The organism is Stenotrophomonas rhizophila (genome assembly GCF_020857975.1).
Classification (GTDB): domain Bacteria; phylum Pseudomonadota; class Gammaproteobacteria; order Xanthomonadales; family Xanthomonadaceae; genus Stenotrophomonas; species Stenotrophomonas rhizophila_C.
On sequence record NZ_JACWUO010000010.1, the window covers coordinates 103,497 to 130,438 of the forward strand.

Here is a 26,942-nt window from a genome sequence, read left to right on the forward strand (position 1 = left end):
TTTTGCCTTCGTTTGACATTCTTGCCGCGCATGGCGTGGCACTACCGGATTCGTATCATGCTGAAGATCGACAACCTCCACGCCCGCATCGGCGAGAAAGAAATCCTCAAGGGCCTGTCGCTGGACGTGAAGCCCGGCCAGGTGCACGCCATCATGGGCCCCAACGGCGCCGGCAAGTCCACCTTGGGCAATGTGCTGGCCGGCCGCGAAGGCTATGACGTCAGCGAAGGCAGCGTGCGGTTCGAAGGCAGGGATCTGCTCGAGCTGGCCCCGGAAGAACGCGCCGCCGCCGGCCTGTTCCTGGCCTTCCAGTACCCGGTGGAAATCCCCGGGGTGAACAACACCTACTTCCTGCGCGCCGCGCTCAACGCCCAGCGCAAGGCGCGCGGCGAGGAAGAACTGGATTCGATGCAGTTCCTCAAGCTGGTCCGGCAGAAGCTGGCCGTGCTGCACCTGAAGGACGAACTGCTGCACCGTGGCGTCAACGAAGGCTTCTCCGGCGGCGAGAAGAAGCGCAACGAGATCTTCCAGCTGGCCGTGCTCGAACCGAAGCTGGCGATCCTGGATGAAACCGACTCCGGCCTGGACATCGATGCGCTCAAGAGCGTGGCCGACGGCGTCAACGCGCTGCGTTCGCCGGACCGCTCGTTCATCGTGATCACCCATTACCAGCGCCTGCTCGACTACATCAAGCCGGACGTGGTGCATGTGCTGGCCGACGGCAAAATCGTGCAGAGCGGCGGCCCGGAGCTGGCCCTGGAACTGGAAGCCCATGGCTACCACTTCCTGAAGGACCGCGTGGTGCCGGAGGCAGCGGTCTGATGAGCGCCCTGCTCGATTCCCTCGCCAGCGGCTTTGCCGGCAGCGACGCACGTCGCGCCGAACTGGATGCCGCGCTGCAGGCCGGCCTGCCCGGCCCGCGCAGCGAAGCCTGGAAGTACACCTCGCTGCGCCAGCTGGAACGCCGCAGCTTCAGCCCCGCGCCGTTGGCTGCGGCCGCTGTCGATCCCACGCTGCTGGCCGACATCCCGTCGCCGCGCCTGGTGTTCGTCAACGGTCGCCCGTCCGAGGCGCTGAGCGATGTGTCCACGCTGCCGCCCGGCGTACAGTTGCAGCGCCTGTCCGCGGCACTGGCTGCCGGCGACGATGCGCTGCGCTTCCTCGGCCGTCGCTTCGAGCGCAGCGAAGAAGTGTTCGCCCGTCTCAATGCCGCGCTGGCCGATGAAGGCGCGCTGGTGCGCGTGGACGAGGACGTGCAGGTCGAACTGCCGCTGCAGCTGGTGTTCGTCAGCGTGGCCGGCGATGCCGACCTGGCCTGGCACCACCGCCACCTGATCGAACTGCGCCGCGGCGCCACGCTGGGCGTGGTCGAACACCACCTGCATGTCGGCGATGCCGCGCACCTGGGCAACACCCTGGTCCACGTACACCTGGCCCAGGATGCGGTGCTGTCGCACGCCCGCGTCCAGGCCGACGGCGTGCGCGCCACCGCGCTGCTGCGCACCGACGCGGTGCTCGCCCGCAACGCGCAGTACCGCCGCGTCGACCTGGAACTGGGCGCCGCGCTGAGCCGCCACGAGCTCAACGTGCGCCTGGAAGGCGACAACGCCCGGCTCACCGCCAACGGCGTGCTGCTTGGCAACGGCCGCCGCCATGTCGACACCCGCCTGGGCATCGAGCACATCGCGCGCGACACCGCTTCGCAGATGCTGTGGCGCGGCGTGGCCGCCCAGCGCAGCCGGGTGGTCTTCCACGGCGGCATCCACATCCGCGCCGGCGCCGACGGCACCGATGCAAACCTGTCCAACAAGAACCTGCTGCTGTCGGCCGACGCCGAAATCGATACCCAGCCCACCCTGGTGATCGACGCCGACGATGTGAAGGCCGCGCACGGCGCCACGGTCGGCCAGCTCGACGCCAATGCGCTGTTCTACCTGCGCTCGCGCGGCCTGCCCGCCGACCAGGCGCGCCAGCTGCTCAGCGCCGCGTTCTGCCGCGAGCCGTTGAACGTGCTCGACGCGCGCCTGACCGAACAGCTCAGCCGCCAGCTCGACCTGGCGCTGGCGCGGGCGGGCATGGCATGAACCTGTCCACCCCGCGCCCGCTGGCCGATACCGCCCAGGCCCCGGACTGGGGCCGGGTGCGGCTGGATTTCCCGCTGTTGATGCGCGAAGTGCACGGCAAGCCGCTGGTGTACTTCGACAACGCCAACACCGGGCAGAAGCCGGTACAGGTGATCGGCGCGGTGGACGAGTTCTACCGCCGCTACAACGCCAACGTCAGTCGCGCCGTGCACGCGCTGGGCAGCGAAGCCACCGATGCCTACGAGGGCGCGCGCAACAAGCTGGCGCGCTTCCTCAACGTGCGCCCGGGCGAGCTGGTGCTGTGCAGCGGCACCACCTTCGCGCTCAACCTGGTGGCCTATTCGTGGGCGCTGCCACGGCTGAAGGCCGGCGACGTCATCCTGGTCTCGCGCATGGAGCACCACGCCAACATCGTGCCGTGGCAGCTGGTGGCCCAGCGCACCGGTGCCACCATCCGCGTGGCCGAAATCACCCCCGACGGCGCGCTCGACCTGGACGCGCTGCGCAAGGCCATGACCGCCGAGGTCAAGCTGCTGGCCGTGGCCCACGTCTCCAACGTGCTGGGCACGGTCAACCCGGTCCGCGAGATCTGCCGCGAAGCGCGCAAGCGCGGCATCATCACCGTGGTCGACGGTTCCCAGGCAGTGCCGCACCGCAAGGTCGACATCGCCGCGATCGGCTGCGATTTCTACGCCATCACCGGCCACAAGATGTGCGGCCCCACCGGCACCGGCGCGCTGTGGGCGCGCCGCGAGCACCTCGATGCCATGCCGCCGTTCCTCGGCGGCGGCGAGATGATCAAGGAAGTCAGCTTCGAAGGCACCGTATTCAACGATGCCCCGCACAAGTTCGAGGCCGGCACCCCCAACATCGCCGGCTTCATCGGCCTGGGCGTAGCGGTGGACTACCTGGAATCGCTGGGGCTGGACCACGTGGAAAGCCACGAGGCCGAACTGCTGGCGCACTTCAGCGAAGAACTGAACAAGATCGACGGCCTGCGCATCTTCGGCACCACCGCCGACAAGGCCGCCGTGGTCTCGTTCCTGATCGAAGGCGCGCATTCGCACGACCTGGCCACCCTGCTCGACCTGGAAGGCGTCGCGGTCCGCTCGGGACAGCACTGCGCCCACCCGTTGCTGCAGTACTACGGCGTGGCGGCCACCTGCCGGGCTTCGCTGGCGTTCTACAACACCCATGAAGAAATCGAACGCTTCATCGTGGCCTTGAACAAGGTGCGCAAGCTGTTGGGCTGAGCACGGCGACACTGCAGCACCCTTGAAACGCCGCGGCTTTCCGCGGCGTTTTCATTTCCCAGGACGCAACGCGCCACATGCGTCATGCGAATGCTGCCTTCTGCATTTGCGATCACATTATTGCAGCGTCAACCGCCGGATGATCGAACACCGTTGCAGCCCCCTGTACCGCGATGGCCCGGTCCGCAGCAGCATGGCGACTACCGCATGCTCGCCAACCCGCTGGTCGATCCGTTGTCGGTCGACCGGGTCACGGGCAACGCGCTGATGCCCGCCCCGCCACCGAGGTCGACCCGGGCTCCACTCGCTGAGGGCCGCCGGGCCGTACTGGGCGCCGCGCCCCATGCGCAAATGCAAGCACCTCTCATTTGCGCAATTGTCAATGGCGTCCCGGCCCCGTCCTGCCTCCGCCGCACCACGTACAGCTTCCGCGCGGCGCTGTTACCGACGGTGCCCGCCGGTCGCCGCTGCCGGTGAAACTGTCGTCCCCGGTGGAGTTTCACACGCTGACCGGTGCCGACCGCGATCCGTATGCACCTGGGGCCACACCAGCGGCGATCCGCATATCCGCGGTGCTGTGCGGAAGGAACCTGCGATGCATCGATACGCGGGGAACATACCCGGCCGTCTGGCGACTGTCCTATAAGCGCCGGCGATGCGGATGCAGGTGCGCACGCCAGGCAACGCGCCTTTCCAAACCACTGCCGACCGCTCCCACTGCTGCATGCCATGTTCGGCACATCACCTGGGTAAAAAGGCACTGGAAATATTCTCTTGAAACAATCTCTAGAGATTTATCCGGGAAGGGCCACTACGATTCACTCCATCGCAGGCATCAACTGCATCGTCGGGACGGTGCCAGCGGCCCCACCCAACGCGGAACCAGGCCGACGGTCCCGCCCCCATGCAACGCTACCCTTGCACTCTCGCAGCGCCCCGGTTGCAACCGACTCATTCGTACCACCCGTGGTCTGCGGACCAGGGATGCTGGAAGCACGGCATCGCCACGGTGGAACATCGTCATACCAGGCATGGAACGGCCTCCTGCCGCGAATCATTACCCATGCATCTTTCCCCACGATTCAATCGATACAGCGTACTGATTCTGGACGACCATGAAGTCGTCCTGCACGGATTGCGGCAATGCCTGTCCACCGAGGCCGACATCGAGCTGCGCGGCTTCTGCTCGACCAGCCGCGAACTGCTGAATGTACTTGCCACGCGTACGGCCGACATCCTCATCATCGACTTCATGCTGGGTCCGCAGGATGTCGATGGCATCAACCTGATCAAGGTGCTCAAACTGCGCTTCCCCAGCTGCAAGCTGCTGGTGCTGTCGGCGCAATACACCCCGGCCACTGCGGCACTGGTGCTGCATGCCGGCGCGCATGGTTTCATCGGCAAGTCTCTGCCGCTGGATGACGTGGCCAGTGCGGTGCGTGCGGTGGCGCGCGGGCAGATCTATCTGACCCGCGACATGGCAATGGAGCTGGCCGAATTCTCCGAGTCCGCGCTGCGCCCCGCGACCGTGCCGGGCAACGCCGAACACACCCCGCTGCTGGCCAGCCCGCTGCTGTCCCCGCGCGAGCGTGAAGTACTGCGCTGTTGTCTGGACGGGATGTCGGTGGCACAGATCGCCGGCAAGTTCTCGCGCAGCAGCAACACCATCAGTACCCAAAAGCAATCGGCGTTCCGCAAGATCGGCATCCGCAACGACAACGAACTGTTCAAGATGCGCAACCAGCTGGACCGGCCGTGAACGCAGCCAGCGCGCTCGAACCGCCACCGCGCGGCGGTCTGATCCTGCTGGTCGACGACCATCCGACCAGCCTGCTGGCGATGCAGCTGCAACTGCAGGCCCTGGGCCTGCAAAGCTGCGGCGCCAGCGACGGGCCTGCTGCGCTGGCGCTGCTCGCCGAACGCAAGGTGGCGCTGGTATTGATGGACTGCAGCATGCCCGGGATGAGCGGCTACACCGCCACCCGGCGCATCCGCGAACGCCAGCAGCGCGACGGCGGGCCACATCTGCCGGTCATCGCGCTGTCGATGGCCACCGACCAATCGCACCTGTTGCAGTGCCTGCGCAGCGGCATGGACGGCGTGCTGGAGAAACCGCTGCGGCCCGAGCAACTGCTGCAGCTGCTGGCGCTATGGCTGCCGGACGGCGCCGGTCCGCGCCAAAGCGCCGCGCTGCCCCCGTTGCCAGTGGACATAGACCTCGATGCGCTGTATGCCAATGCGCTGCGTGCCGACCTGGACGCCCTGCGCCAGGCGATCGCTCGCTGGGACCTGGACCAGGCCCTGCGCATGAGCCATCGTCTGGGCGGCGCGGCACGCTACGCCGGGGCCGAGGCACTGGGCGCACAGGCCGCGGCGCTGCAGATTCCCTTGAAGGCGGCAGACCGCAGCGCCGCCGGTGCGGCCAGTGAGCGCCTGCAGGCAGCGCTCGACCGCTGGCTGTTGACGCGCTGAAAAAGAAGCGACGGCACCGGGTGCCGTCGCTGCGGGGAGTGGCGATACTGCCCGCCTGCTTTTCTACCAGCTGTAACGCAGGCCCAACTGGCCGGCCACGGCGTGGAAGCCGCCCTGTCCCGACTGCACCCCGAACTCGCCCCAGCCGTTCAGGCGCGGGGTCATCTGCCATTGCGCACCGGCCTTGATTTCGACCCGCTCGGCGCCAGCGTTGTCCACCCATGGCGTGCCGCCGATGTTCAGCGCGTCGGTGGCCTGGCTGTTGCGCAACCAGTTTACGGTCAGATAGGGCTGCACCCAGGCGTGCTGCTGCACGTGTCCGCCCGGCGTGCCGCGCCGCCCGTACAGGCGTACGCCGGTACGGGTGGACAGACCGCCAGCACCGTGCACCGCGACCACGGTGCCATTGCGCTCGACGTGGTCGGCAGCTTTGTAAGCGGTGTACATCAGCTGCAGCTGTGGTTCGATATACAGCGTAGTGAAGTCACCCAGCTGCACCGGCAACGCATAGTTGAGCTCCAATGAACCGCTCGTACCGTGCGCCGTGTAGCGTTCCGCAGCGAGCCCGGCGCCCTGCACATTCTGGCGATATCGTGCCCACTGCAGCCAACTGTCCACCTGCAAGCCGCGCTGGTCCTCGCTGGGCTCAAACCACGTGGCATACACGCCCACTGCCGCCCCATTCACGCGCCCCTGCGCCAGATAGCCGGTTGCCACAGACTGTGACTGACTGCTGGCCTGGCCGTGGCCAAGCATTACCCCGAAACGGGTGCTGTCATTGCCAAACAGATCGGTACCCGCCTGCAGCAGAGAGCGCTGCGAGCGCAGCGCCAGCTGGCCGGCCTGAAGATTGTGATGCACCTGCTGCTGGCTGGTGCGTGCCCACGCGCCGCGCCGGTACTCGGCCGGGTGCGGTAGGCGCCCACCAAGCCGGTCCTGCAGCGCGTGCTGGAACATCGCCGTCGCGGCAGCCTGGTTGGCCCAGTATGCCCCGGGTTCTGGACGCAGCACCGGGTCCGGATCCGGCTGCGGGTCCTTGACCTCGTCCGGCAACTGCGACCGCAGGTACCAGTTGCCATTGTTCGGATCGTCCACGCCGCCCTGGAAAAGGAAGTACTCGTAGGCACCATGCACGGCGCGCGCGCCCAACGCGAACTGCCCGTTAGACTGGCCCTGCACGTCGATGACTTCGATGCCATCGGCCGCGGTCAAACCCGATCCACCGAGGTTGTTGACCAGCAACCAGGTGTGGCCGGACGTATCGCCATTCACCAGCAGTCGGTCGGTCGCCACGCCACTGCCATCCAGGCGCGCGTTCAACAGCAGGGTGCCGCCATCGCTGTGGTAGTTTCCCTGCACGGTAAGCGTACTGAAGTCCCCGGCGTCTGGCGCGGCGAAAGCGATCACAGCGTCGCCCAGCGAAAGGCTGTTCACTGTGGAATCGCCGGTGATGGTCCAGCGGCTGCCCTGCTTGATCTGCAAGCTGTCGACGATCCCGGTAGCGCCCGTCCAGTGCACCCTGTTGTCCAGCAGTACCTGAAGGTTGCTGTCGTGCGGGGTCACGCCGGGGTCGGCAGCGATGATATTTCCCTCGGCCTGCACGCCGTCGCGAAGATTGAAGGCGACCTGGTCCCCGGCGGTGCTTTCCAGCGACAGCAGTACACCGTTGCCACCCCGAATGCGGGTGCCCTGGCTGAAATCCAGCTGTGCCGTACCGGTCACGCCGATCGCACCATGCTGGGCGCTACCCAGTTCGCCGCCGACCATGTTGAAGCTGCCGCCACTGGCCAGCAGGCCCCAGGCCTGCGCGCCCTGGGCAAGCACCGCGCTGTCCACCAGATCAAGCGCGCTGCCGGCACCGCCCAGCGACACTGCATGCGAGCGGTTGCCACTGGTGTGCACGCGGCTGCCTTGCAGTACAACATCGGCACCAGCTTGCACGACCATTCCCATGGCGGCGTCGCCTTGGGTGCCGATATCCACGTTGTTACCCATGAAGACCGCCCCGGCGGTGTCCTCCATCCGTACCAGCACGCCGTGGGCGTTACGCCCATGGGTTTCCAGCCGTGCACTGTCGAGCTGCATCCGGCCGGCGCGCATGTCCACTGCGGCAGAGCCCGCGCCGAGAGTACGTACATTCAACCCTTGGGCGTCCACCTGTCCTGCCGACAGAAGCCACAGACCGGTAGCACCGGCACCCTCCGTCAGCACCTCTACATCCGCGAGCGCTACCCGGGGGTTGCCACGGTTGATGTTGATGCCCATCGAACCATCGCCGAGGGTATGGATGCGGCTGCCGGACAGTTCGGCAGAGGCGCCAATGAACACCACCAGGCCATGGCTGGAGTTCGCCTGTGTGCTGATCTGGCTGTTGGACAGGCGCACATGGCTGCCCAGTCCTTCCACGAACACACCATGGCCAATCCCGCTCTTGCGGATATCAAGCGCATCGCCCTCGATGCGGCCACCGGCATTGGCAAACAACCCGTTGCCGAAATTGCCATTGCTGTCCAGACGTCCGCCGAGCAGCGTGATCGTGCTGCCCGCCCCATCTGCCAGAGCAGCGTTGACACCAAAGCCGTTGGCCGTCAGGTTGACCGCGCCACCGGCAACGATCGAGCCACCGCGGCGCGCGTAGAATGCCGAACTGTCGGCGCCATTGCCGCCTGCATCGTCATAGTCACCGCCCGCAACGTGGACCTGGACACCGTCGGCGACTACCTGAGCAGCGAATGCCGGCATGCAGCTGGACGCCAGCAAGGCCGCGTGTACAGCCAGGCTCAGCATGCCTGGCCTGGAGACAGCAACTTGGATCATCGGGAAGTTCCTGGAATGGGTAAGCGGGGGAGCGAACGAGCGGTCGGTGGGTAGCCAGGGCGCTCAATCCCGATGGGATCGTCCGTGCCACCGGCCTTGTTTGAGGTGGACGGCGGCGCCGCCGAGATGCGGTTGCCCTGCACTTCCGACGCCACATGCCGGATCCGCTCACAGACCGCCTGCTCGATCACGTCCGGCAGGCCCTGCCGCGCCGGGCCGCGGTCTGGTAGCTGATAGAAGATCTCGCACTGCTCGTGGCCCTGCTTGCCCCAGCGCACGGTCACTACGCCATTGGCATCGTCACTGCGCAACTGCACGCGACTACCCTGGCCAACGCTACCCACGCTGTTGCCGTAGACGTCGAACACGCTGGCCGCAAATGGCAGCGGACTGCCATCGCTGCGCCGCGCCTTGATCAGCACCGAACGTCCGGTATCGGTGGGGTAGTCCAGGCGCACCACCGCGCCATGCCGCGGCGCCACCATCCGGGTGGTGGTCTTGAGCTGCACATCGGTGGACATGCCGCGCGGATCCAGCTCCACCCTGTTGAAGCGGTAGGGAAGCAACGAAGGTACCAACGCATAGCCGCGTGAATCCACCCGCGCGCCATCGCCGCCGTCGACCCGTGCGCCCGCCGCATCGGGCGCGCGCACCAGGCCGATGGTATCGCCGAGCCTCGGCGCAAGAGTCACGCCACCACCATGCACCGCAAGTCCACCACTGAGATCGAACGAGCTATTGCGGTTGTCCTGCCCCTGCGAGTAGCTGGCCCCCAGCTGTGCATATGGCGCCTGATACTGGACATTGCCACCCACGGTGGCACCATCCTGCGCGTGCGCAAGATTTACCCCGTACTGCAGATCGCGATATCGGCCTGCGCTACCGCTGATACCGATGTTGCCACCGATATCGTGATTGCGGTCGCTGCGTACCGTCGAATACAAGCTGGGTGCGCGTTCGGCAGTACCCAACGGCATATTGAGAGTCAGGCCTATTTCATTGTCGACATGCTGGCTGGACAGCTGCCGCGAGCGCTGTGCGCTCAAGCTGTAGCTCAGGGTCTTCCAGCGATTGCTGTAGCTGAGAGAATAGTTCAGGGTGCGGCCACTGCGGTTCCAGTAGTCCGTGCTGGACGCGTTGAAGTACAGCGCGCCACCGTCCCTTCCAAACGCCTGGCTGACGCTGCCCTCCAGCCGGCTGCGATAACGGTCCAGACTCTGCGGGTCACCCAGTGCCTCCGCCTCCGCCCGCAGGCGCAGCGCCTGGTTGAGGTCGACGTAGCCCTCGGTCGAATAGCGGTAGGCGCCGACCGAAAAATTGGTCCCGGAGCTGACCAGCTGTTTGCTGAAACGCAGTTGCACGCTCTGTCCGGAAAGATTCTCCGACGGCAGTTGCAGACGGGCCTGGGTCATATCCAGTGAGAATGCGCCCAGCGGAGTGTTCAGCGAGGCGCCCAGCTGCGCTGCGGCGTAGTGTTCGCTCTTCAGCGCACCGGTGTAGCCGGTCACCGCATTGCTCAGGCCGCGCTGCATTTGGGCCTGCAGCAGATAGGGCTGATAGCCCAACCGCACCGCATCGGCCTGACCCGCACTGACCGCATACCGGGTATAGCCGGGGCGCAGCAGCCGTGCAGAGCCGGAGTACGGAACCACGAAGGTTTTCTCGCGGCCATCAGCCTCCCGGACGACCACTTCCAGATCGCCACCGTATCCGACCGCGTACAGGTCGTCGATCTCGAACGGACCTGGTGCCACCGTAAGTTCGCGCAGCGGCACACCCCGCTGCAGCACGCGAACCAGCGCATTGCTGTCGGCAATGCCGCGTACCACCGGTGCGTAACCAACCAGCGACTGCGGCAACATGCGGTCGTCCGTCACCAGTTCAACACCGCGCATACGCACGCTACCGAACAGGTCGCCCTGCGAATACAACTGGCCCACCATCAGCTGGGACTGCAGGCTGACCACATCACGCTGTGCGAAAGTGGCGCTGGCCTGGTACCGGCTGCCGGCCGAGTTGCTCCAGGTCAAGGAGCCTTGGTGCCGCAGCAGCCAGCCGCCGGCATTGATGCCAGCCCGGATGCCCAGGTATCCGCGGGTGCTGGCAATGCCGCCGATGTGGCTGTCGTAAACGTTGGCGTTGTACTGCAGCGTTGCCGCCGTCACACCGCCATCGAGCTGTTCCGGCGAAACATAATCACGTGGTCGCTGCGACATGTATAACTGAGGCACCTGCACGAACAGTTCCTGCTCGCCCTGCTCGAACCGGACACTGGCACCGGGCACCCATTGCTCGATCGCAAGGCAGTCGTCCACCGCCGCGGCCGGCCCGGGCTCGACACCGACACCGGCACCGACGCGATCTTCATCGACACGCTGCAGATCTATCCCGAAACGGTCCAGCATCAATCGATCAACGCAAAGCTGCGCATCCTGCTGGCCGGCCGGAACCGCAAAGCGCAGCGATTCCGGCGCACCCGGCCTGCCATTCACCTGTACCGCGGCCGCATAGGTACCAGGCAGTATCACGTTGCCCTTGTTGAAACGGGACAGATCTACCCGGGTACTACCCGGGAATTGCCCGGAACGGAACTCATACACCCGCTCACCCGCTGCAACACCACCGCCGGCGGCCGCCATGACCGGTGCCGAGACGACAGCAATCACCAGCGTCACGGCCGCAGCAAGCGCATGGATCTGGAAACGCGGCAGCACCACCGACTCTATACGCGATTGAACATACATGGCTTCAGGCCCCTGTACAGGCGAACGTCGTGCAGCCAGGCACTACCGGCACCAGTGGCACCAGGTGACCATCACCGCGATTGGAAGAAGCTACCTGCTGCATTGACTCGGCAAACGCACATCGCCGCCAGGCATGCCGCAGGTGAAATTTGGCTCAGTCCGTGGCAGCTGCAGTAAATGCAGCCACGGAACCGACTCGGCCACCGAAATCGTTGACCGTCTGGAACTCGATCTTCGCCGCCGCGCCAGGGCGAGCATCCAGCCCGGGGACGTTGAACTGCTGCCGCCCGAAAGGCGCCACCATGCCTTCGTTGACATGATTGCCGCGCTTGTAGCGCAGCTGTTTTTCCCCATCGACCACCTTCAGTCCCTGCAGGGTGATGAAGTACGGCGTAGGATTGCTCACCTGCACAACGTACCCTTGCTGGTTCTTTGCCGGCTGCACCGACCATTGCAGCTGCTGCGGCGCTTCATGCGCCAACGGCTTCAGCCCCTCGGGCCTGAAGAACGTTTTCAAGCGGGTCCGGAAGGAAAACTGCAGATTCACCTCGCCCTCAGCCATCTTGTCCAGTGCCGGCGGAATCTCCAGAACGTTCAACCAGAACAGGGTTTCCCGATCGTCGGCCAATGGTTCGCCGGTATAGGAAACACGCAGCGTCTGACTGCTGCCGGGATCCATGCGGAACACTGGCGGGCTGATCACGAACGGCACATCAACGGTATCTGGAGTGGACTTTTCGTCGCCGGAGTCCAGCCACACCTGCAGTACGCTTGGCACGTCCTCGGCCATGTTGCTGAGCCGTACCAGCACTTCCCGTTCCTGCCCTGGATAGATCACCCGTGTCCCAGTGATCACGACCTTGGCCTGTACCGTGCCAGCCGCCAGCAACAGCGCCAGCACCCATCCCATACGCTTCATCATCACCATCATCCACTATTCCCATTGAGCGCAATGCGGGTCCACACCGGGCGAACCCGCACGCCAAGCGCTATGCGGCGCTCAGGCCGGCATTGCTCAGTTGTAGACGATCTGGTAACCGACTTCCGAGGCCACGTTGCCGACATCGGCGACGCCGGTCGAATACATGCGCACGATCAGCGGAATCTGGGTCTCATGGTTGACGATCTCGTACCCGGCCGAATCATCGTTGGCCAGATCGATCGCCACGCCGTCCAGGTTCGCGATTTCGATCTTGACTTCCGGAGCGGGATTGGTGGTGGCCGTATTGTTCAGGCGACCGGTAGCGAGATCGATGTTCGGGCTGGCCGGGTCGAAGCGCACATAGGCCTCATCACCATTGGTGCAGTTGGTGTCGGTCGGGCCACCGATGCGGATGGTCACCAGCTTGTCACCGCCCACCTTGCCGGCGACGTCCAGCTGTGCCTTCGGCACGCCAAGCAGGTCCACATCGTGGTTGGCCAGGCCGGAACCCGGGGCATGCCCATCAACAAGGCAGGTGGTCGCAGTAACCGTGCCGACGATCTTGATGGTGCCGTCGTTGGCGGCCTGAGCCGGATTGGTGGCCGCAACACCCAGGCCCGCGACGAGAACGGCCGAAATAGCGAAGTGCTTCATTGATTGAATCTCCATTTGATGATTTACGAGGGAGGTGCAACGCCCCGACAACGGCCGCACTGATGGCAACCACTGCAACTGCGGTATCGATTTCAGCCGATGGCATGCAGATTTGGGCAATTGATTATCTCGACCATCTCGCACGCTGTATCTGGGGCGCCCCCCAAAACACCTGGCCGGATTCCTAGCCCGGCCATCAGTGCGACGGCGGCCACGTCCAGACCTGACGCAATACCTCATCCACTTGTTGGCGATGTATCGGACCGAAGTAGCGCGCATCGAAGGAAGAAGCCGAGTAGTCGGACATCAGCAACAGTTCGTGCGCATGTAGCGCTCGCTCCTGCATGATCAACCTCGGCATCGCCCGTCCTGCAGCATCACGCTGCAACGGCGTACTGTTGGTCAGCAGATGGCCATTGACACGCACGCCGTCCGCACCGATGGAGACCCTGTCGCCGGCACCGGCAACGATCTTCTTCAGCAATGGCCGTACCCCGCCCGGGCATCGACCGCTTGGCAGGTAGTGACGTTGCCGCGCCAATGCGAACACGGGCAGCTCAACAGACGGGCAGAACGAACCATAGCGACCCGGCCGCGCAGGTTCGCTATGCACCCAGTAAACCCCATAGGGCAGACTGGGGGTGGTGTTGAAGCGTGCGCCCAACACTCCCATCGACAGCGGCAGTAGCGCTGCCAGCAGCAGGCCAGACACCGCCCGGCGGCGCTGGCCGCGGGTTGCCAACCAGCCCACGGCTAAACCTGCCGCCTGCAGGCGGGGCGGCCCGCCTGCTTAGTCATACTCGGCCTTGACGATTACATCCGTGCTTACAGGGCCATTGACCAGGTCACCAGCGAGGCGACGGAAGCGCGCACGGAACGCGTACTCACCACCCGCAGCCAGGGTTGGCATGGTCGCATCCCCGCCCGGGTCGATATCGGTACCTGCAGCGGTCTGCAGCTGCACCCCCACGCCACCACCCGGACCGGTAACCGCAAACAGCGTGGGGTCGGTCGGTTCGGCGTTGCCGTTGAAGGAGAAGGTGACGTTGTGGAACTGGGTCAGATCGCAGTTCTCAGACACCAGCTTGAAGTCCCTCCAAGGCGTTCCACCGCCGGTAAAGCTGTGCGGCGCAGCCTGCCCCAGATCCACGGTCTGGTTGATCGAGCCGCTGGTGATGTCGCAGGTGGCCAGGTTGAACTGGACATCGACCGCTTCGAGGAAGTTGATCGGACGTGACGCAGCAGAATCCAGTGCGGCCTGCGCCGCTTGGAATGGAGCCCCGCTGCCGATGCTGCCCCCCGCGAAATCACCAGCAATGCGATAGTAGCTTACGTAGTACGTCCCTTCATCGCGCAGCGTGTAGCTGCCGGGGGTGCTGTAATCAATGGAATAGGGATATGCGCGGCGGGCGCCGCCGGTGGAGGACTGGTATTCGACCTTCACCCCGACGCCTGCCAGGGTCGTCGTGTAGACATCTGGAATCCCCGATGGCACCAGCGTTCCGTTCATCCGCCGGGTGATGCGGTCGGGGCCAACGCAGTTCGCCCAACCTCCTTCCGTACCCACCACGTGACTGTACTCCTTGAGCAGATCGCCGGGTCTGGCATTCTGCTTGACCACGATCGGCAGACCGGAAGCGCCATTCACTGTTACCGTGAGCTGTTTTCCCACCGTGCACGCCGCCTGCGCGGCAGAGCATGCCAGCAGCCCGGCCCCGCCCAGGCAGCAGGCCAGGACAATCTGTTTGTGCTTCATACGTGTACCTCATCGAATGCATTGAATTCAACTGATTGCTAGCCGGCCACGACTGGCTCAGCCGGCCGCCGCCGGTGGCGTTATGCCGACCTCGTAGGTCGGAAAGTGCTGGTCAAGCCATCGCCCCCATCTGCCCGCCCTTTGAATGAGCTGCGCCCGGTAGCGGCGGTTGTACTGCGGTGTGCGCGAGTGGTAGTTTGCCGCCCGCGTCCACAGGTCGCCGCTGTCGTCGCGCAGATGACCGCGCAACCGCCATGCCGCCAGGTCATAGGGATAGCAACCCGATGCCGCTACATGCGCAGGACTGATGCCGTAACGAGCCAGCTCGCGCAGATACGCCGTGTTGAACTGCATCGCGCCGACATCCAGCGTGCCGTTGCTGTTGCGCACCACCTGGCCCGGGCGTCCGCCTTCCTGCTCGGCCACGGCCAGCACCAGGTTGGCCGGAATGTGGTATTTGATCGCCGCAGCGATCGAGCAGACCACCCGCTCCTGCTGCAGCGGCGGTAGATCAACCGGCATCGCCATCTCCATCACGCTTGCGCCAGCGCCGCAGGGCGGCCAGCAGGCGCGCGAACCAGCCGCGACCGGGCGGCTGCGGCAACACCCCCGCGGGCCGGGCTGGCGGCACGATCGCTGCAGTCGCGTCGGCGGCGCCGTCGGCCGCCGCAACTCTGGGCGAATGCGCCGATGCAGGCGCCACAGCTGCGCCTTCAGGCAGGGAAGGCGCTGCGCTGCGCGCGCCGACTCGCGCCTGCGTGGATACCGCAGCGCTCGATCGGGTCAGGTCGCGGCCATCTCGGCCCTCGCGCGCGTTCGATGCAACACCATTGGATGCCGCTGCTGCAGACGACGATGGAGCCGCGGCTGTGGCGTGCGTGTCGCCCCGCCCCACCGCGCCGGCCTTGCCGCGGCCATCGGCACTGCCGGCCGCCGGCAGGGCCGAGCCGGACAGTGGCTGTGACGCAAAACTGCTGAAGCCGGGCGCAGCCGGACCCGCGGCTTTCTTCGCCATAGCGCCAGGCCCGGAAGCTGCCGGCGCGGCATCCGCAGGTCTCCCCCGTAATCCGGTCACGGGCGACGCCGGCAGCCCAGTAGTGGTTGCCGCCAAGCCGGCAGCAGGCACGCCGGGTTCGACTTCATGGCTGCGCTGCAACGTCTGTGCATCCAGCGCAGGGATCTTCTCCGGCGCGGCCCCCGGCGTGGCCGAAGCCGCGGCTGCCAGCGACGCCGGCGTAGCGGCATTGCCATCGCCCGCAGCGTTCGCGAGCGCGCCCGCCATTGCCGCAGCAGGCGGCGCAGGCGTCGACGCCACTGCGCCGCCTGCCGCCGCCGAATTACCTGGGCCGGCTTGCTGCTGGGTACGGGCAACCTCGTGCGCCGACGGCGTAGCACCGAACACACTGCCCTGCGCCGCGCCGGCAGGTGGGGGATACATGCCGTGGACGCTCAGCGTCACCGGCGGCGGGTTCATCCCCATTCCGTCCAGATGATGCACGCTGATGATCGGCGTTGCCATCGGAGCCGAGGCGCCACCGGCCGCCGCTGGCGGCGCCTGTACCTGGATCGTCGGCATTGAAATCATCGGCGCCGGTGGCGGTGCCGCCGACGGTGCGTTGTAGGCCGAGTACAGCGCCTGGGCGCCGCTGCCGGCATGACCGACGCCAGCGGCGATTGCGGTCCCGCCCAGCGCCATCACATGCCCGCTGAAACTGGAGCCACTACCTGCCCCGAAACGCGCGCCCAGCACCATGCTGGACACCATCGCCGGAATCCGTACCAGCAGTGCCAACAGCACGATGGCCGCCACCAGCATGATCGCCAGGTTGGGCAGGGTCACATCGGCGGCCACGCCAGTACTGTAATCCTCGAGGAACTGGTTGCCGATGCCGGCCAGCAACAGCATGACGAAGTACGACATGCCCACGGCCAACACATGCTTGTAATAGTTGATGGCCACGCCCGATGTCCAGCGCGCACCACCGAAGCCGAGCAGGAACAGGCCTGCATAGCCGAGAACCCAGGTCATCAGCGTGATCAGCATCATGCTGACTGCGGCCAGCGCGATCAGCGCCATGATCACTGCGGCCATGGCCAGACCGACGATCTTGTCGGCCTCCTTCCATTCGTCGCTCTCGGATTGCTCGGCAACTGCGAAGAACAAGCGGTAGCCGCTGCGCAGCAGGCCCGACGGCTGCAGCTGACCACCGCCACCGCTGCCATCCTCGCCTAGCAACCGCATGCTCTCCAGGATCTGCTGGATCAGCACCCCGCCTTCGTTCAACAGCCACCAGAAGATGCCGGTCATCACGATGAAGCGCACCAGCTCGGCGAACAATTCGCCGAAATCGGCACGCCGGAACAGCATCATGCACATCGTCCAGGTCAGGCTGATCAGCGCCAGGCTCCAGAACAGCCGCTCGGCCGCTCCCGCCACCGTGCTTGCCCAGAGATCCTGTACGCCCTGGAACCTGTCCAGCAGATTGTCGACCGGATACAGCTCGACAGCGGCCTGTGCCGCCGAGGGCAGCAGCAGCAATGCCAGACACCAAAGTGCGGCGTACCCGTACACGGGCCTTGCGGGTGGGTCGAGCCTGATCATCACCGTCTCAGTATTCCTGTCTGCATGTCCCGGGCACCTGCCCGGGCGGTGCAAGCGCCTGCGGACCGGCAGGCCGGTCCGCAGGTGTCGCACCTACAACCCGTTACCAGTTGCCGATCGAGGCCTGTTCCAGGTTCGGAACCACCCGCAGCTTGCTCGCCGCCACCGACTCACGTGCGCCGCGCGCAGCCGCTTCCTGCTCACGCACGACCTGTGCGTTCTGGTCGGCCAGCATCAACGCACGCATCTGCATCATCTCGCCAGTCTGCGCGGCGGCGAGCTGGTTTGAGAACGCCGCCTGCATGCGGGCACCCATATTGGCAGTCGATTTGGCGGTCAGCGCCTGCAGATTCGCGCTCTGCATTTGGAATTCGCGCGTCTGCGCATCCACCGCCTGCGCCTGCAGGCTGTTGCCATCCATCACCGTGGTGAAGCGCTGGTTGTCGTTGCCAACCACCTGATCCAGCACCTTGCGGGTGTCCTGCATGTAGGCGGTGGCACTGCCCTGGCCGCCAAACGTAGCCGGACCCTGCAGGGTCGGGATGATCACTTCACCCTCGTCGATACCGCCGCAGTTCATTCCACCGTCCTCACCACCATCGGCAAAAGAACGCGGGATCGGCGGCTTGCCGCCACCTGGGCTGCAGTAGTAGTTGTTGACCTCGTTGTAGTTGTTGACCAGGCTGTTGTGTTCCTGGTTGAGCACGTCGTAGTAGTTCTGCTCCACGTAGTGGCCGTCGTCCTTGGTGCTCATGTAATCGAGGCGATCGATCACGTAGTGCATCTTGATCGCGGTGGCGGTGTTGGCGACCGCGCTGACGGTATTGGGGACCAGGTTGGCCAGGTCGAGTACCAGCTCACCGGCCTGCGCCGGGCTGGTGGCGGCCAGTGCCAGCGCGACGCCGGCGGACAGGGAAAGCAAACGTTGATTCATGGGGATACCTCGATGTTGATGATTCGCCCGGATGGGCGGGGCGATGGCGCGCAGCAGCGACGCCACCGGTTCGCGGGCTTGGCTGCACCGGCAGCCGCCACCGCGCTTTCACGACCGTCTCAGTACATGACCGGCGTGTACGGACGGTCGAAATCCAGGTCCTTGACCACCATCACGTTGAAGCGGAAGCCCGGCCGCACTTCCAGCGTCGGCGACACATTGAGGTTCCTCTGGAACAGCTGGATCATGGCCTGGCCCAGGGTCTGGCCGAGCGCCTCGCTCATCGCGCTGCCCGCGCTGGGACGGCCGTAACCGCCGCCGCTGTCGTCCTGGCTGAGCTCCACCCCGGCGATGACCGCCGACAGCAGGATCGCCTGGCCAAAGATGCGCATGAAGTGGCTGTTGACCTTGTCGCTGAAGCCGGAATACCCCGCCGCGTCGGTACCCGGCATCGCGCCGATGTCCATCGCCCGCCCGTCCGGGAACACCATCCGCTGCCAGGCCACCATCATCCGCCGCTGGCCATAGGCCACTTCGCTGTTGTAGGCGCCGACCAGGCGGGTGCCCTGCGGAATCACCTTGTGGCGGCCGGTGGCGGTGTCGTACACGTCCTGGCTGACCTGGCCGATGATCTGCCCGGGCAGGTCCGAGTTGACGCCCGAGATCAGCACTGCCGGAATCACGAAGCCGGCGCGCAGGGTGAACGGGGTACGCGGCATTTCCACCGCACTGCCCAGCCGCCAGCGATCACCGGCGCCGGCGTTGTCGAACTGGGCCAGGCTGTTGTCCGAGCGCGGCTGCTCGCCGCCCGGCCCGCCCTGCCCCGGCATGCCGCCGCCCATCGCGCGCAGCAGCTCGGCCTGCGATGCACCCTGCGGCGCGGTCGGTGCTCGTGACGGCGGCAGCCGGCCGCCTGCGGCAGCGGCAGCAGCACCAGGCGCCGGGGCACTGCGCTGCGGGGTGGCGGCCAGCACCCCGGTCTTGGCTGCCAGCGCCTGTTGCAGCTGCTGCAGGCGCAGCTGCTGCAGACGCTGCAGGTCCGGGTCGATCTCGGCGGTGGGCGGCAGCGGCGGGCCGTCGCCGGCATCGACGTGGACGACCGGTACCGCCAGCGGCGGCGGCGATGGTTCGGCAGCGGCCACTTCGGCGACGATGCCGTTGCCGGTATCCAGGCCGTTGTCGCCGACCACCTGCTGCGCCATCGCCATGGCGCTGGGGCCGCCGCTGCCCTTGGACGCGGCCGCAGCGGCGCGTTCGTCGTTGCCGCGACCGCTGATCACCACCACCATGATCACGACGAACACCAGCAGCACGCCGCCGATCAGGTACAACGGCATGTTGTTGACCCGGCGGACACCGGGGCGGGCCCTACTGGCGGTATCGGCGCCGGGCGGCGACGGGGAGTGGGTAGGCATCGTTTACTCCTTGTGCGACCAGGCGCCGGCCGGCTGCATCCGGCCATTGCCCGCGGCCATGTAGGCGCGCGACATGCTGCGCGTGCCAATCTGCAAGGTCAGCCGGTACACGCCGGCGTCGACCGGTTCGAATACGTAGTCCAGGGTCGGGCCGGCGGGCGCCGGCTGCGGCTTGCCACGCGATGCGCTGGCTTCCTGTACGGCATAGCCTTGGCGCCGCAGGGTGTCGACCAGCGCTACCCCGAACCCGTCCCTGGCCGGACGCGCCAACGTCCAGTAGGTGGCGCCCGGTGGATAGCGGCCCTGCAGCAACTGCACGGCGTCGGCAGCAACGCTGCCCACGCCATCGGGCACGCTGGCCGCGCTGGCCGTGCCGGGCACGCGCGGGGTGACCGCACAGGCCGACAGCAACCCGCCGACCAGCAGCACGCACAAGTGGGTGGTCGCGCGCATGCTCAACGCCCCCGCCGGATGGTGATCTTGGTCTGGCCGCGGCCGACCCCGGTGACCAGGATGGCGTGGTCAAGCACGGTGTCGACGATGTAGCGGTTGCCCTGCAGTCGGTAGTTGACCAGGGTGGTTTCGTCCTTGCCGCGCGGCGAACCGTTGGCACGGATCGCCAGCAGGGTCGGCGCTTCGGTCTGGGCCATTTCGCGCGGCATCTCGATGATGGTCTTGGTGCCGTCGTTGTAGACCCGCGACGGCTTCCATGGCGCGCTGCCGCTCAAGCTGTAGTTGAAGTCCAGGTTGCCCAGGTACTCACCGGTGGCCGGAATGGTGCGCGCCTGGCGCTCCTGGGTCTGCACCTGCTTGAGCGCGGCCCAGCGGGCGGCCACTTCATCGCCATAGATGAAGCCGACCCGCGGCAGGAACTCGCTGCGGTGCGAGCGCAGGTTGAGGTGATAGGTGCGCCGGTTGGTGGTGACCACCAACGAGGTATCCAGGCCCACGTCCAGCGGCTTGATGATCAGGTGCTGCAGTGCATTGGGGCCGGCGCCGGTCAGCGCCGGCTCCACCAGCCAGCGCACCGAGTCGCCCAGGTGCACCGAGTTGACCACTTCGCCCGGCTGCAGTTCGACGTCGCAGACCTGCATCACCGCGCATACCACGGTCGGCTGGCCGGCCCCGAACAGGAAGCGGATCGCGCCATCGGCCGAGGGCACCGGTTCGGCGCGGCTGGCCGGGTTGCTCTGCCACTTTTTGGCCAATGCCACTGCGGCGCGAGCCTGCTGGGACAGCGGCGGTTCCGGCGCGTCCAGCAGCTGCTGCAGGGCGGTCGGCTCGGCGGCCAGGAGGGGGGCGCCGGGCAACAGGGCCAGCGCGATCAACAGGGGAAGAAGTTTCATATCAGTTCACTCAGATCTGCTTGGACCACGAGAAGTCGGTGATGAAAATGCCCAGCGGGTTGTCGCGCAGCTGCTGTTCGCTGGCATCGGAGGGCTGGTTGGTGAGCTTTACGTTGACCACCGCGCGCATCCGGGTCGGACCGGAGATCAGCTTGCCGCTGCGGTCGTACACGCTCTCGACCCAGTCGACCTGCCACGAGTCGCCGCTCTGCGGCAGGATCGCGTCGATCTGCACGCTGACCGTTTCGGTGGCCGCGCGCTTGAACGGGTTGACGTTGCCGGCACCGTTGAACCAGTCATTGGTCTTCTGCGCGGCGGCCGCGTCGGTGTCCAGCAACGCGTAGGCGCGCAGAATGGCCTTGCGTTGCAGCGCGGCGTCCGGGGTGACCGTGCGCAGGTCGCTGATGAAGCCGGCCAGCGCCGAGCGCACCACGCGCGGATCGGCGTCGCTGGCGTGGTCGGCCACGTTCACCGCCAGCGGTTGGCCGAGCTTGTCCACTTCGACCACGTACGGCACCCACTTGGACTGGCTGCCGATATGGATCAGCCCTCCCACGCAGGCCAGCACGATCAGCAGCGCGATCAGGCCAACCATCTGCCAGATCCGCCGCGAGGCGGCAAGCGCACCGACGTGCGCGTTCCAGGCGCGGCGCGAGGCCAGGTAGGGATTGGCTGCGGCGTTGGGATCGGGCGCCGGGCTGGAGTTCTGTGTCATCGTTGCATTCCATAGTCGTGGAGGCTGAAGCCCTTGAGCTGCGCCCATTCGTGCACCCAGGCATCGCCGTGGCGCTGGCGCAGGGCCTTGATCACCGCGATCGATTCCCGGTCGCTGCTGCCGATGAAGGCCAGCGCGACCGGGCCCAGAGCGAGGTCGTACAGACGCCGGCCCAGTTCGGAAACGTAGTAGTAGTGGCGCTTGGGCACCGCGCTGGCGAGGATCTCGATCTGCCGCGGGTTCAGGCCCATGCGCCGGTACAACGCCGACGCCTCCTCGTCGCGCGCATGCACGTTGGGCAGGAAGATCTTGGTCGCGGTCGATTCCAGGATTACATCGAGGATGCCGGAGTTGACCGCATCGCTCAGGCTCTGGGTGGCCATCAGCACCAGGCAGTTGCTCTTGCGCAGCACCTTGAGCCACTCGCGGATCTTGGCCTGGAACACCGGGTGGCCGAGCATCAGCCAGGCCTCGTCGAGGATGATCGCGGTGGGCTGGCCGTGTAGCGAACGTTCGATGCGACGGAACAGGTACAGCAGCACCGGCAGCGCGAAGCGCTCGCCCATGTTGAGCAGCTCCTCGATCTCGAACACGGTGAAGCTCGACAGTGCCAGCGCATCCTCTTCGGCGTCCAGCAGATGGCCCATGGTGCCTTCGCCGGTGTACTGCTCCAGCGCTTCGCGCACCTCGCGGTCCTGGATGGTCAGGCAGAACTCGCTCAGGGTGCGCGCACCGCTATCGTTCATGCTGTTGAGCGCATTGCCGATCTCGTTGCGCTGCGCGGCGCTGCTCTGCAAGCCATTCAACGCCAGCATGGTGTCGATCCACTCCAATGCCCAGGCGCGGTCGGCCTTGGTCTGCAGGAACTGCAGCGGGCAGAACGCCAAGCAGCCCTCGTCGTCACCGATGTTGTAGTGGTCGCCGCCGCAGGCCGCGGCCAGCGCGAACATCGACATGCCCTTGTCGAAGCAGTACAGCGACATGCCTGGGTAGCGCCGCAGCTGCGCGGCGATCAGCCCCAGATGGGTCGACTTGCCGGCACCGATCGGCCCGAAGATGAAGCTGTGGCCAACATCGCGCACGTGCAGGTTGAGCCGGAACGGGGTGGCGCCCTGGGTCACGCAGCTCATCAGCGCCGGCGAATTGGCCGGGTACATCGGGCACGGCGCGTGGTTCTCGCCCGGCCAGATGGTACTGGTGGGCAACAGGTCGGCCAGGTTCATGGTATTGAGCAGCGGCCGGCGGACGTTCTCCACGCCATGCCCGGGCACGCTGCCGAGGAACGCATCCATGGTGTTGATGGTTTCGATGCGGGCCACGAAACCCAGCGCGTTGATGACCTTCTCGACCTGGCGCGCGGACTGCTCCAGGCGCTCGCGGTCTTCGTCCATCAACACCACCACGCTGGTGTAGTAGCCCTGCGCGACCATGCCGCTGTTGACCTCGGCGATCGCCGCCTCGGCGTCGGCGACCATCATCAGCGCGTCCTGGTCGACGGTGCCATTGTTGGTATTGAACACCTGCGAAAAGAAGCCGCGGACCTTCTGCCGCCACTTCTTGCGGTAGCTTTCCAGGTGCTTCACCGCCTCGTGCGGGTCCATGAAGATGAAGCGGTTGGACCAGCGGTACTGGCACTGCAGTTCGGCCAGCGCGCCGAGCATGCCCGGGCTGGACTCCATCGGGAAGCCTTCGATCGACACCACCTGGATGAAGTGGCGGCCGAGTTTGGGCACCACCCCGGTCCACAGTTCCTGGCCGCCGATCAGCGCGTCCAGGTAGATCGGCAGGTCCGGCAGGCGCAGCGGCTGGTCGATCCCGGTCACGCAGCTGTGCAGCCAGCGTAGGAAGTCGTCGTGGGTGATCTTCCTGCCGGTCTCGTCGGTGCTGACCACCGCCTTCAGCCGGCGCAGCTGCACCGCCGAGGACAGCCGCGATTCCAGCGAAGTGCATTCGCGGCGGAAGTACTCCAGCAGGCGCTCGGTGGTTTCCTTGCTGCCGGCCACCACGTTGTCGTCGTCGAACATCAGCTCGACGAACTTGCGCTGGGCCAGGGTCGGGGCGAAGTAGGTCACGGTCAGCACGAAGTAGCCTTCGTACATCACGCCAAGCCCTTCGAACAGGCGGCGGCGCTCTTCATCGATGGCCGCGCTGACCGGGTCCGGGAAATGCGAGGCGGCCTCGCTGGTATAGCCGGGCGCCTGCTGGCGCACCGCGTCGACATGGATCATCCAGCCGCTGCCCAGCCGCGAGAACGCCTGATTCAGGCGCTGCGAGAGCGCCTCGCGCTGCTGGTCGGTGCTGCTGGCGATGTCTTCGCCACGATACAGCCAGGCCGCGCACAGCGCACCGCTCTTGCAGATGATCACGCCGTCTTCGACCACGGCGGCGTGGTTGAGCAGGTCGGCCAGGCCGGCCGCGCCCGAGCGATGCCGCGACAGCCGGTCGGCCGCCTGCGCGCGCTGCGCCTGCAGGAACAGCAGCAGCACCAGCAGGCCGCCGAGGATGGCCAGCGCCGTGGTCAGCATGACGATCATGTGTATTGCTTGCCCTGTGCAGGAGTATTGATACGGAAGGGGGTGGAACGCGGCGCGTAGTACGCCTGGTAGCGGCGATTGCGCAGGTAGGTGTAACGCATGCGTGGATCGGACTTGGCCATCAGGCGCAGCAGGAACAGGGCGACGAACCACAGCGCAACCCCCACCACCGCGGCATACAGGGACATCGCGCTGAAGATCAGCACCACCGCCAGCAGGCCGGACATCATCACCAGCTCGCGATCGCCGCCCATGAACAGGTTGTGGCGATTACCGGCGCGGCGGATCGGGATGCGGCGCAGGGCCATGCTCAGCAAAGACCTTGATGCATGAGCGAGGCGGCGACACTGGATCCCGCTTCGACAACGGCGGCGCTCTTGCCAAACATTTTTTCCATGATGGCCGCTGCACTGACGATCAGACCGATCACCAGGATCAAGAAGACCATTGAGCGCATGAAGCCATTCATGTCACCACCGAAAATCAACATCGCCCCGGCCGCGACGACACCGATGACCGATATGGTAAAAGCCACCGGGCCCGTGATGGATTCCCTGAGTATGTTCAAGCCATTCTCATAGGGCATATCGGAGGAGCTACTGGCAAACGCATCCATTGGCAGTACCAGCGCTGCCATCAGGAGCACCGCCATCACCAGCCACGCACGGTTATTCGAAATCACAGACGCAATGTTCATTACAGCTCCTTAAAGGGTTTGCAGTTGGTAGTGGCCGTTCTCGTATCCCAGGACACGAATCAGCTGGTTGATGCGACGCCCATGCCCAGCGCGTTCGATATGCACGATCAGGTGCACGCAGTCGCCGATCAGCGGTTCGATCTGCGTCGGCGAATCGGGGTGCATGCTGACCAGCATCGACAGCCGGTTCAGCGCCGACAGCGCACTGTTGGCATGCAGGGTGGCGGCGCCGCCTTCATGGCCGGTGTTCCAGGCCATCAGCAGATCGAGCGCTTCCGGTCCGCGCACCTCGCCGACCAGGATCCGGTCCGGGCGCATGCGCAGCGAGGCCCGCAGCAGCCCGGTCATGCCGACCTGCGCGGTGGTGTGGTACTGCACGAAGTTCTCGGCCGAGCACTGGATCTCGCCGGTGTCTTCGATGATGAAGATGCGTTCCTCGGGATCGCACTGCACCATCTGGTGGATGATCGCGTTGACCAGCGTGGTCTTGCCCGAGCCGGTACCGCCGACCACCAGGATGTTGTGATGCGCCCGCACCGCCTCGGTGATCGCCGCATGCTGGGCCGGGCTCATCACGCCGTTGTCGACATAGTCGTCCAGATCCATCACCCGCACCGCCTTCTTGCGTAACGCGAAGGTCGGCGCGCTCACCACCGGCGGCAGCTGCGCGGCAAAGCGCGAGCCATCCAGCGGGAACTCGGCTTCCAGCATCGGCCGGTCGCGGGTGATCTCCAGCCCATGGAAACCGGCCACGGTCTTGATCACCGCCTCGGCCTGCTGCTGGCCCATCACCCCGATGCAGCGCATCGGCTCGCCCAGCCGCTCCTGCCACAGGCGGCCATCGGCGTTGAGCATTACCTCGATGGTGCACGGGTCGCTGATCGCCGCGAGCAGGCCTTCGCCGAGGTCGCGGCGCAGCTTGCCCTTGGCGCGCGATGCCATCGTTACCGTTTCGGCAAGCGCGGGCGGTGCAGTGGCGACAGTGCCGTGCATGGTATGGGGAGGGTCCTTGGGAACACGGGGGAGCCGGCGCACAACTGCCGCCAGCAAGGCCGGTGAATCCTAGGGACGGGCGGAAGGCAGGTCTTTAGGCCCACCCCGAAAGGTCATGGCGATTTTCCTAGCCGACCGCGATAGTCAAGCGGCGCAGGCCGACTGGCGCGCGGCGGAGCGGCTCAAGGGCCGCGCCGGAGCAGGCCGAACAGGTCGAAATCGCTGTGGATGTCCAGCTTGCGGAACGCGGTGCGCTTTTGCGTGCTGATCGTATGCGCACTGCGGCCCAGCTTGGCGGCGATACGGATCACCGGTAGCCCGGCCAGGGAGCAGCGCAGGACCTCGCGTTCGTGATCGGTCAGCCACGGGTGTTCCAGCACCATCAGCGGCGCGTGGATATCCCCGGGCCGATACGCCGAGGCCGGCCAGGGCTGCGCCGGATCGCGCGCGATGTGGGTCTGCCCGGCGGCAACGGCCTGGATCGCGTCGACCAGCTCATGCTGCGGCCGGGTGTCGCTGACCACCCCGTCGGCGCCGGCACGCAGCGCCATGGCAACCAGCCCGGGGCCGGCCGCCGCAGTCGATATCAGCACCCGCTGCTGTGGCCGTTCCGCGCGCAGCAGCCGGATCATCGCAATGCCATCGAGGGCGTCGTCGCCAAGCACGTAGTTGCTCAGGATCACCTGCCCCAGCTGCCCGGGATCGGCATCCAGCAGCGCGCGCACATTGCCGAACCCGGCCATGACGCGCAACCCGGGTTCCGCGGCAAGACCGGCCGCCACGCCCGCGCGGACCAGCACCCGGTGGTCGAGCAGACTCAGTGTGACGCATGCACTGCCGCGGCTGGAGGCCGGCGCGGCGGGGCGAGTGCGGACAAGCTCGACGTCAGCGACCTGATCCAACCGACTGCTCCTGTATATGAGGCGCGCCGCCCTTCCCGCCGCAGGGCGGAGAGCAGCGCGGCGGGAAGGGCTGAACATGACATACGATGCCGTGACCCGGCG

The 26,942-nt window shown here is 66.1% G+C and carries 22 protein-coding genes and 1 pseudogene; 5 read left to right on the forward strand and 18 right to left on the reverse strand.

The annotated features are described in order from the left end of the window. The first annotated feature begins 57 nt into the window (after window positions 1-57). The 5 genes from sufC (at window position 58) to IC535_RS11575 (ending at window position 5,809) form a co-directional block, all read left to right on the forward strand. Window positions 58-822, forward strand: coding sequence for a Fe-S cluster assembly ATPase SufC (gene sufC, locus IC535_RS11555; protein WP_228886217.1), 765 nt, complete (start codon window positions 58-60; stop codon window positions 820-822). Beyond that, window positions 822-2,084, forward strand: coding sequence for a Fe-S cluster assembly protein SufD (sufD, locus tag IC535_RS11560; RefSeq protein ID WP_228886216.1), 1,263 nt, complete (start codon window positions 822-824; stop codon window positions 2,082-2,084). Before sufC ends, sufD begins: the two co-directional genes overlap by 1 nt. Further along, complete coding sequence (locus IC535_RS11565) at window positions 2,081-3,337, forward strand: cysteine desulfurase (protein WP_228886215.1); 1,257 nt, start codon at window positions 2,081-2,083, stop codon at window positions 3,335-3,337. Before sufD ends, IC535_RS11565 begins: the two co-directional genes overlap by 4 nt. A 1,063-nt stretch (window positions 3,338-4,400) precedes the next feature. Then, on the forward strand, window positions 4,401-5,096 hold the full coding sequence (locus tag IC535_RS11570) for a response regulator transcription factor (RefSeq protein ID WP_228886214.1): 696 nt from the start codon (window positions 4,401-4,403) through the stop codon (window positions 5,094-5,096). Beyond that, a complete protein-coding gene (locus IC535_RS11575) occupies window positions 5,093-5,809 on the forward strand; it encodes a response regulator (RefSeq protein ID WP_228886213.1) in 717 nt (238 codons plus the stop codon). The genes IC535_RS11570 and IC535_RS11575 overlap by 4 nt, the downstream gene beginning before the upstream one ends. A 63-nt stretch (window positions 5,810-5,872) precedes the next feature. On the opposite strand, the gene IC535_RS11580 is transcribed toward IC535_RS11575, so the two are convergent. From IC535_RS11580 to IC535_RS11665, 18 genes and pseudogenes are all read right to left on the reverse strand, one after another. After that, the gene (locus IC535_RS11580) at window positions 5,873-8,626 is read right to left on the reverse strand and encodes an autotransporter outer membrane beta-barrel domain-containing protein (RefSeq protein WP_228886212.1); all 2,754 of its coding nucleotides are present in this window, start codon (window positions 8,624-8,626) and stop codon (window positions 5,873-5,875) included. Next, complete coding sequence (locus IC535_RS11585; protein ID WP_228886211.1) at window positions 8,623-11,340, reverse strand: fimbria/pilus outer membrane usher protein; 2,718 nt, start codon at window positions 11,338-11,340, stop codon at window positions 8,623-8,625. Before IC535_RS11585 ends, IC535_RS11580 begins: the two co-directional genes overlap by 4 nt. Window positions 11,341-11,524: 184 nt before the next feature. Further along, window positions 11,525-12,301: a fimbrial biogenesis chaperone gene (locus IC535_RS11590; RefSeq protein ID WP_228886210.1), complete on the reverse strand. Its 777-nt coding sequence runs from the start codon at window positions 12,299-12,301 to the stop codon at window positions 11,525-11,527. Between the two features lie 84 nt (window positions 12,302-12,385). Next, on the reverse strand, window positions 12,386-12,946 hold the full coding sequence (locus tag IC535_RS11595; RefSeq protein ID WP_228886209.1) for a fimbrial protein: 561 nt from the start codon (window positions 12,944-12,946) through the stop codon (window positions 12,386-12,388). Between the two features lie 196 nt (window positions 12,947-13,142). Then, entirely contained in the window at window positions 13,143-13,697 is a 555-nt protein-coding gene (gene traF, locus IC535_RS11600; RefSeq protein ID WP_228886208.1) for a conjugative transfer signal peptidase TraF, read from the reverse strand. Between the two features lie 39 nt (window positions 13,698-13,736). Continuing rightward, window positions 13,737-14,702 (reverse strand): fimbrial protein, encoded by a 966-nt coding sequence (locus IC535_RS11605; RefSeq protein WP_228886207.1) that lies wholly within the window; start codon window positions 14,700-14,702, stop codon window positions 13,737-13,739. A gap of 90 nt (window positions 14,703-14,792) precedes the next feature. Then, window positions 14,793-15,224 (reverse strand): annotated as a pseudogene (locus IC535_RS11610) (transglycosylase SLT domain-containing protein); the annotation flags it as partial. After that, a complete protein-coding gene (gene trbL, locus IC535_RS11615) occupies window positions 15,214-17,304 on the reverse strand; it encodes a P-type conjugative transfer protein TrbL (RefSeq protein WP_228958681.1) in 2,091 nt (696 codons plus the stop codon). The pseudogene IC535_RS11610 and the gene trbL, both read right to left, overlap by 11 nt. 103 nt (window positions 17,305-17,407) lie before the next feature. Next, a complete protein-coding gene (locus tag IC535_RS11620) occupies window positions 17,408-18,304 on the reverse strand; it encodes a hypothetical protein (RefSeq protein WP_228886205.1) in 897 nt (298 codons plus the stop codon). 53 nt (window positions 18,305-18,357) lie between these two features. Then, entirely contained in the window at window positions 18,358-19,653 is a 1,296-nt protein-coding gene (locus IC535_RS11625; RefSeq protein ID WP_228886204.1) for a TrbI/VirB10 family protein, read from the reverse strand. Between the two features lie 3 nt (window positions 19,654-19,656). Beyond that, window positions 19,657-20,106: a hypothetical protein gene (locus IC535_RS11630; RefSeq protein ID WP_228886203.1), complete on the reverse strand. Its 450-nt coding sequence runs from the start codon at window positions 20,104-20,106 to the stop codon at window positions 19,657-19,659. 2 nt (window positions 20,107-20,108) lie between these two features. Beyond that, window positions 20,109-20,999, reverse strand: a complete 891-nt coding sequence (trbG, locus tag IC535_RS11635; RefSeq protein WP_228886202.1) for a P-type conjugative transfer protein TrbG — start codon at window positions 20,997-20,999, stop codon at window positions 20,109-20,111. 10 nt (window positions 21,000-21,009) lie between these two features. Next, complete coding sequence (locus IC535_RS11640; RefSeq protein WP_228886201.1) at window positions 21,010-21,714, reverse strand: VirB8/TrbF family protein; 705 nt, start codon at window positions 21,712-21,714, stop codon at window positions 21,010-21,012. Further along, window positions 21,711-24,248, reverse strand: coding sequence for a VirB4 family type IV secretion/conjugal transfer ATPase (locus IC535_RS11645; protein WP_228886200.1), 2,538 nt, complete (start codon window positions 24,246-24,248; stop codon window positions 21,711-21,713). The genes IC535_RS11640 and IC535_RS11645 overlap by 4 nt, the downstream gene beginning before the upstream one ends. Then, entirely contained in the window at window positions 24,245-24,556 is a 312-nt protein-coding gene (locus IC535_RS11650) for a conjugal transfer protein TrbD (protein ID WP_228886199.1), read from the reverse strand. The genes IC535_RS11645 and IC535_RS11650 overlap by 4 nt, the downstream gene beginning before the upstream one ends. Before the next feature lie 2 nt (window positions 24,557-24,558). Continuing rightward, window positions 24,559-24,945 carry a TrbC/VirB2 family protein gene (locus tag IC535_RS11655; protein ID WP_228886198.1) on the reverse strand — a complete coding sequence of 129 codons (387 nt, stop codon included), beginning with the start codon at window positions 24,943-24,945 and terminating at the stop codon, window positions 24,559-24,561. 9 nt (window positions 24,946-24,954) lie between these two features. Next, window positions 24,955-25,887: a P-type conjugative transfer ATPase TrbB gene (trbB, locus tag IC535_RS11660; protein ID WP_228886197.1), complete on the reverse strand. Its 933-nt coding sequence runs from the start codon at window positions 25,885-25,887 to the stop codon at window positions 24,955-24,957. Window positions 25,888-26,120: 233 nt separating this feature from the next. Then, on the reverse strand, window positions 26,121-26,840 hold the full coding sequence (locus IC535_RS11665; RefSeq protein WP_228886196.1) for a response regulator transcription factor: 720 nt from the start codon (window positions 26,838-26,840) through the stop codon (window positions 26,121-26,123). Between the last annotated feature and the right edge of the window lie 102 nt (window positions 26,841-26,942).

What these genes read in the sequence shown, in the direction of transcription:
- IC535_RS11630 (WP_228886203.1), bottom strand. Translation starts at nt 20,106, where the DNA reads ATGCGCGCGACCACCCACTTGTGCGTGCTGCTGGTCGGCGGGTTGCTG.
- IC535_RS11605 (WP_228886207.1), bottom strand. Translation starts at nt 14,702, where the DNA reads ATGAAGCACAAACAGATTGTCCTGGCCTGCTGCCTGGGCGGGGCCGGG.
- IC535_RS11580 (WP_228886212.1), bottom strand. Translation starts at nt 8,626, where the DNA reads ATGATCCAAGTTGCTGTCTCCAGGCCAGGCATGCTGAGCCTGGCTGTA.
- IC535_RS11640 (WP_228886201.1), bottom strand. Translation starts at nt 21,714, where the DNA reads ATGACACAGAACTCCAGCCCGGCGCCCGATCCCAACGCCGCAGCCAAT.
- trbG (WP_228886202.1), bottom strand. Translation starts at nt 20,999, where the DNA reads ATGAAACTTCTTCCCCTGTTGATCGCGCTGGCCCTGTTGCCCGGCGCC.
- IC535_RS11595 (WP_228886209.1), bottom strand. Translation starts at nt 12,946, where the DNA reads ATGAAGCACTTCGCTATTTCGGCCGTTCTCGTCGCGGGCCTGGGTGTT.
- IC535_RS11570 (WP_228886214.1), top strand. Translation starts at nt 4,401, where the DNA reads ATGCATCTTTCCCCACGATTCAATCGATACAGCGTACTGATTCTGGAC.
- IC535_RS11650 (WP_228886199.1), bottom strand. Translation starts at nt 24,556, where the DNA reads ATGGCCCTGCGCCGCATCCCGATCCGCCGCGCCGGTAATCGCCACAAC.
- IC535_RS11625 (WP_228886204.1), bottom strand. Translation starts at nt 19,653, where the DNA reads ATGCCTACCCACTCCCCGTCGCCGCCCGGCGCCGATACCGCCAGTAGG.
- IC535_RS11565 (WP_228886215.1), top strand. Translation starts at nt 2,081, where the DNA reads ATGAACCTGTCCACCCCGCGCCCGCTGGCCGATACCGCCCAGGCCCCG.
- sufC (WP_228886217.1), top strand. Translation starts at nt 58, where the DNA reads ATGCTGAAGATCGACAACCTCCACGCCCGCATCGGCGAGAAAGAAATC.
- trbL (WP_228958681.1), bottom strand. Translation starts at nt 17,304, where the DNA reads ATGATCAGGCTCGACCCACCCGCAAGGCCCGTGTACGGGTACGCCGCA.
- IC535_RS11590 (WP_228886210.1), bottom strand. Translation starts at nt 12,301, where the DNA reads ATGATGGTGATGATGAAGCGTATGGGATGGGTGCTGGCGCTGTTGCTG.
- sufD (WP_228886216.1), top strand. Translation starts at nt 822, where the DNA reads ATGAGCGCCCTGCTCGATTCCCTCGCCAGCGGCTTTGCCGGCAGCGAC.
- trbB (WP_228886197.1), bottom strand. Translation starts at nt 25,887, where the DNA reads ATGGCATCGCGCGCCAAGGGCAAGCTGCGCCGCGACCTCGGCGAAGGC.
- IC535_RS11655 (WP_228886198.1), bottom strand. Translation starts at nt 24,945, where the DNA reads ATGAACATTGCGTCTGTGATTTCGAATAACCGTGCGTGGCTGGTGATG.
- IC535_RS11645 (WP_228886200.1), bottom strand. Translation starts at nt 24,248, where the DNA reads ATGATCGTCATGCTGACCACGGCGCTGGCCATCCTCGGCGGCCTGCTG.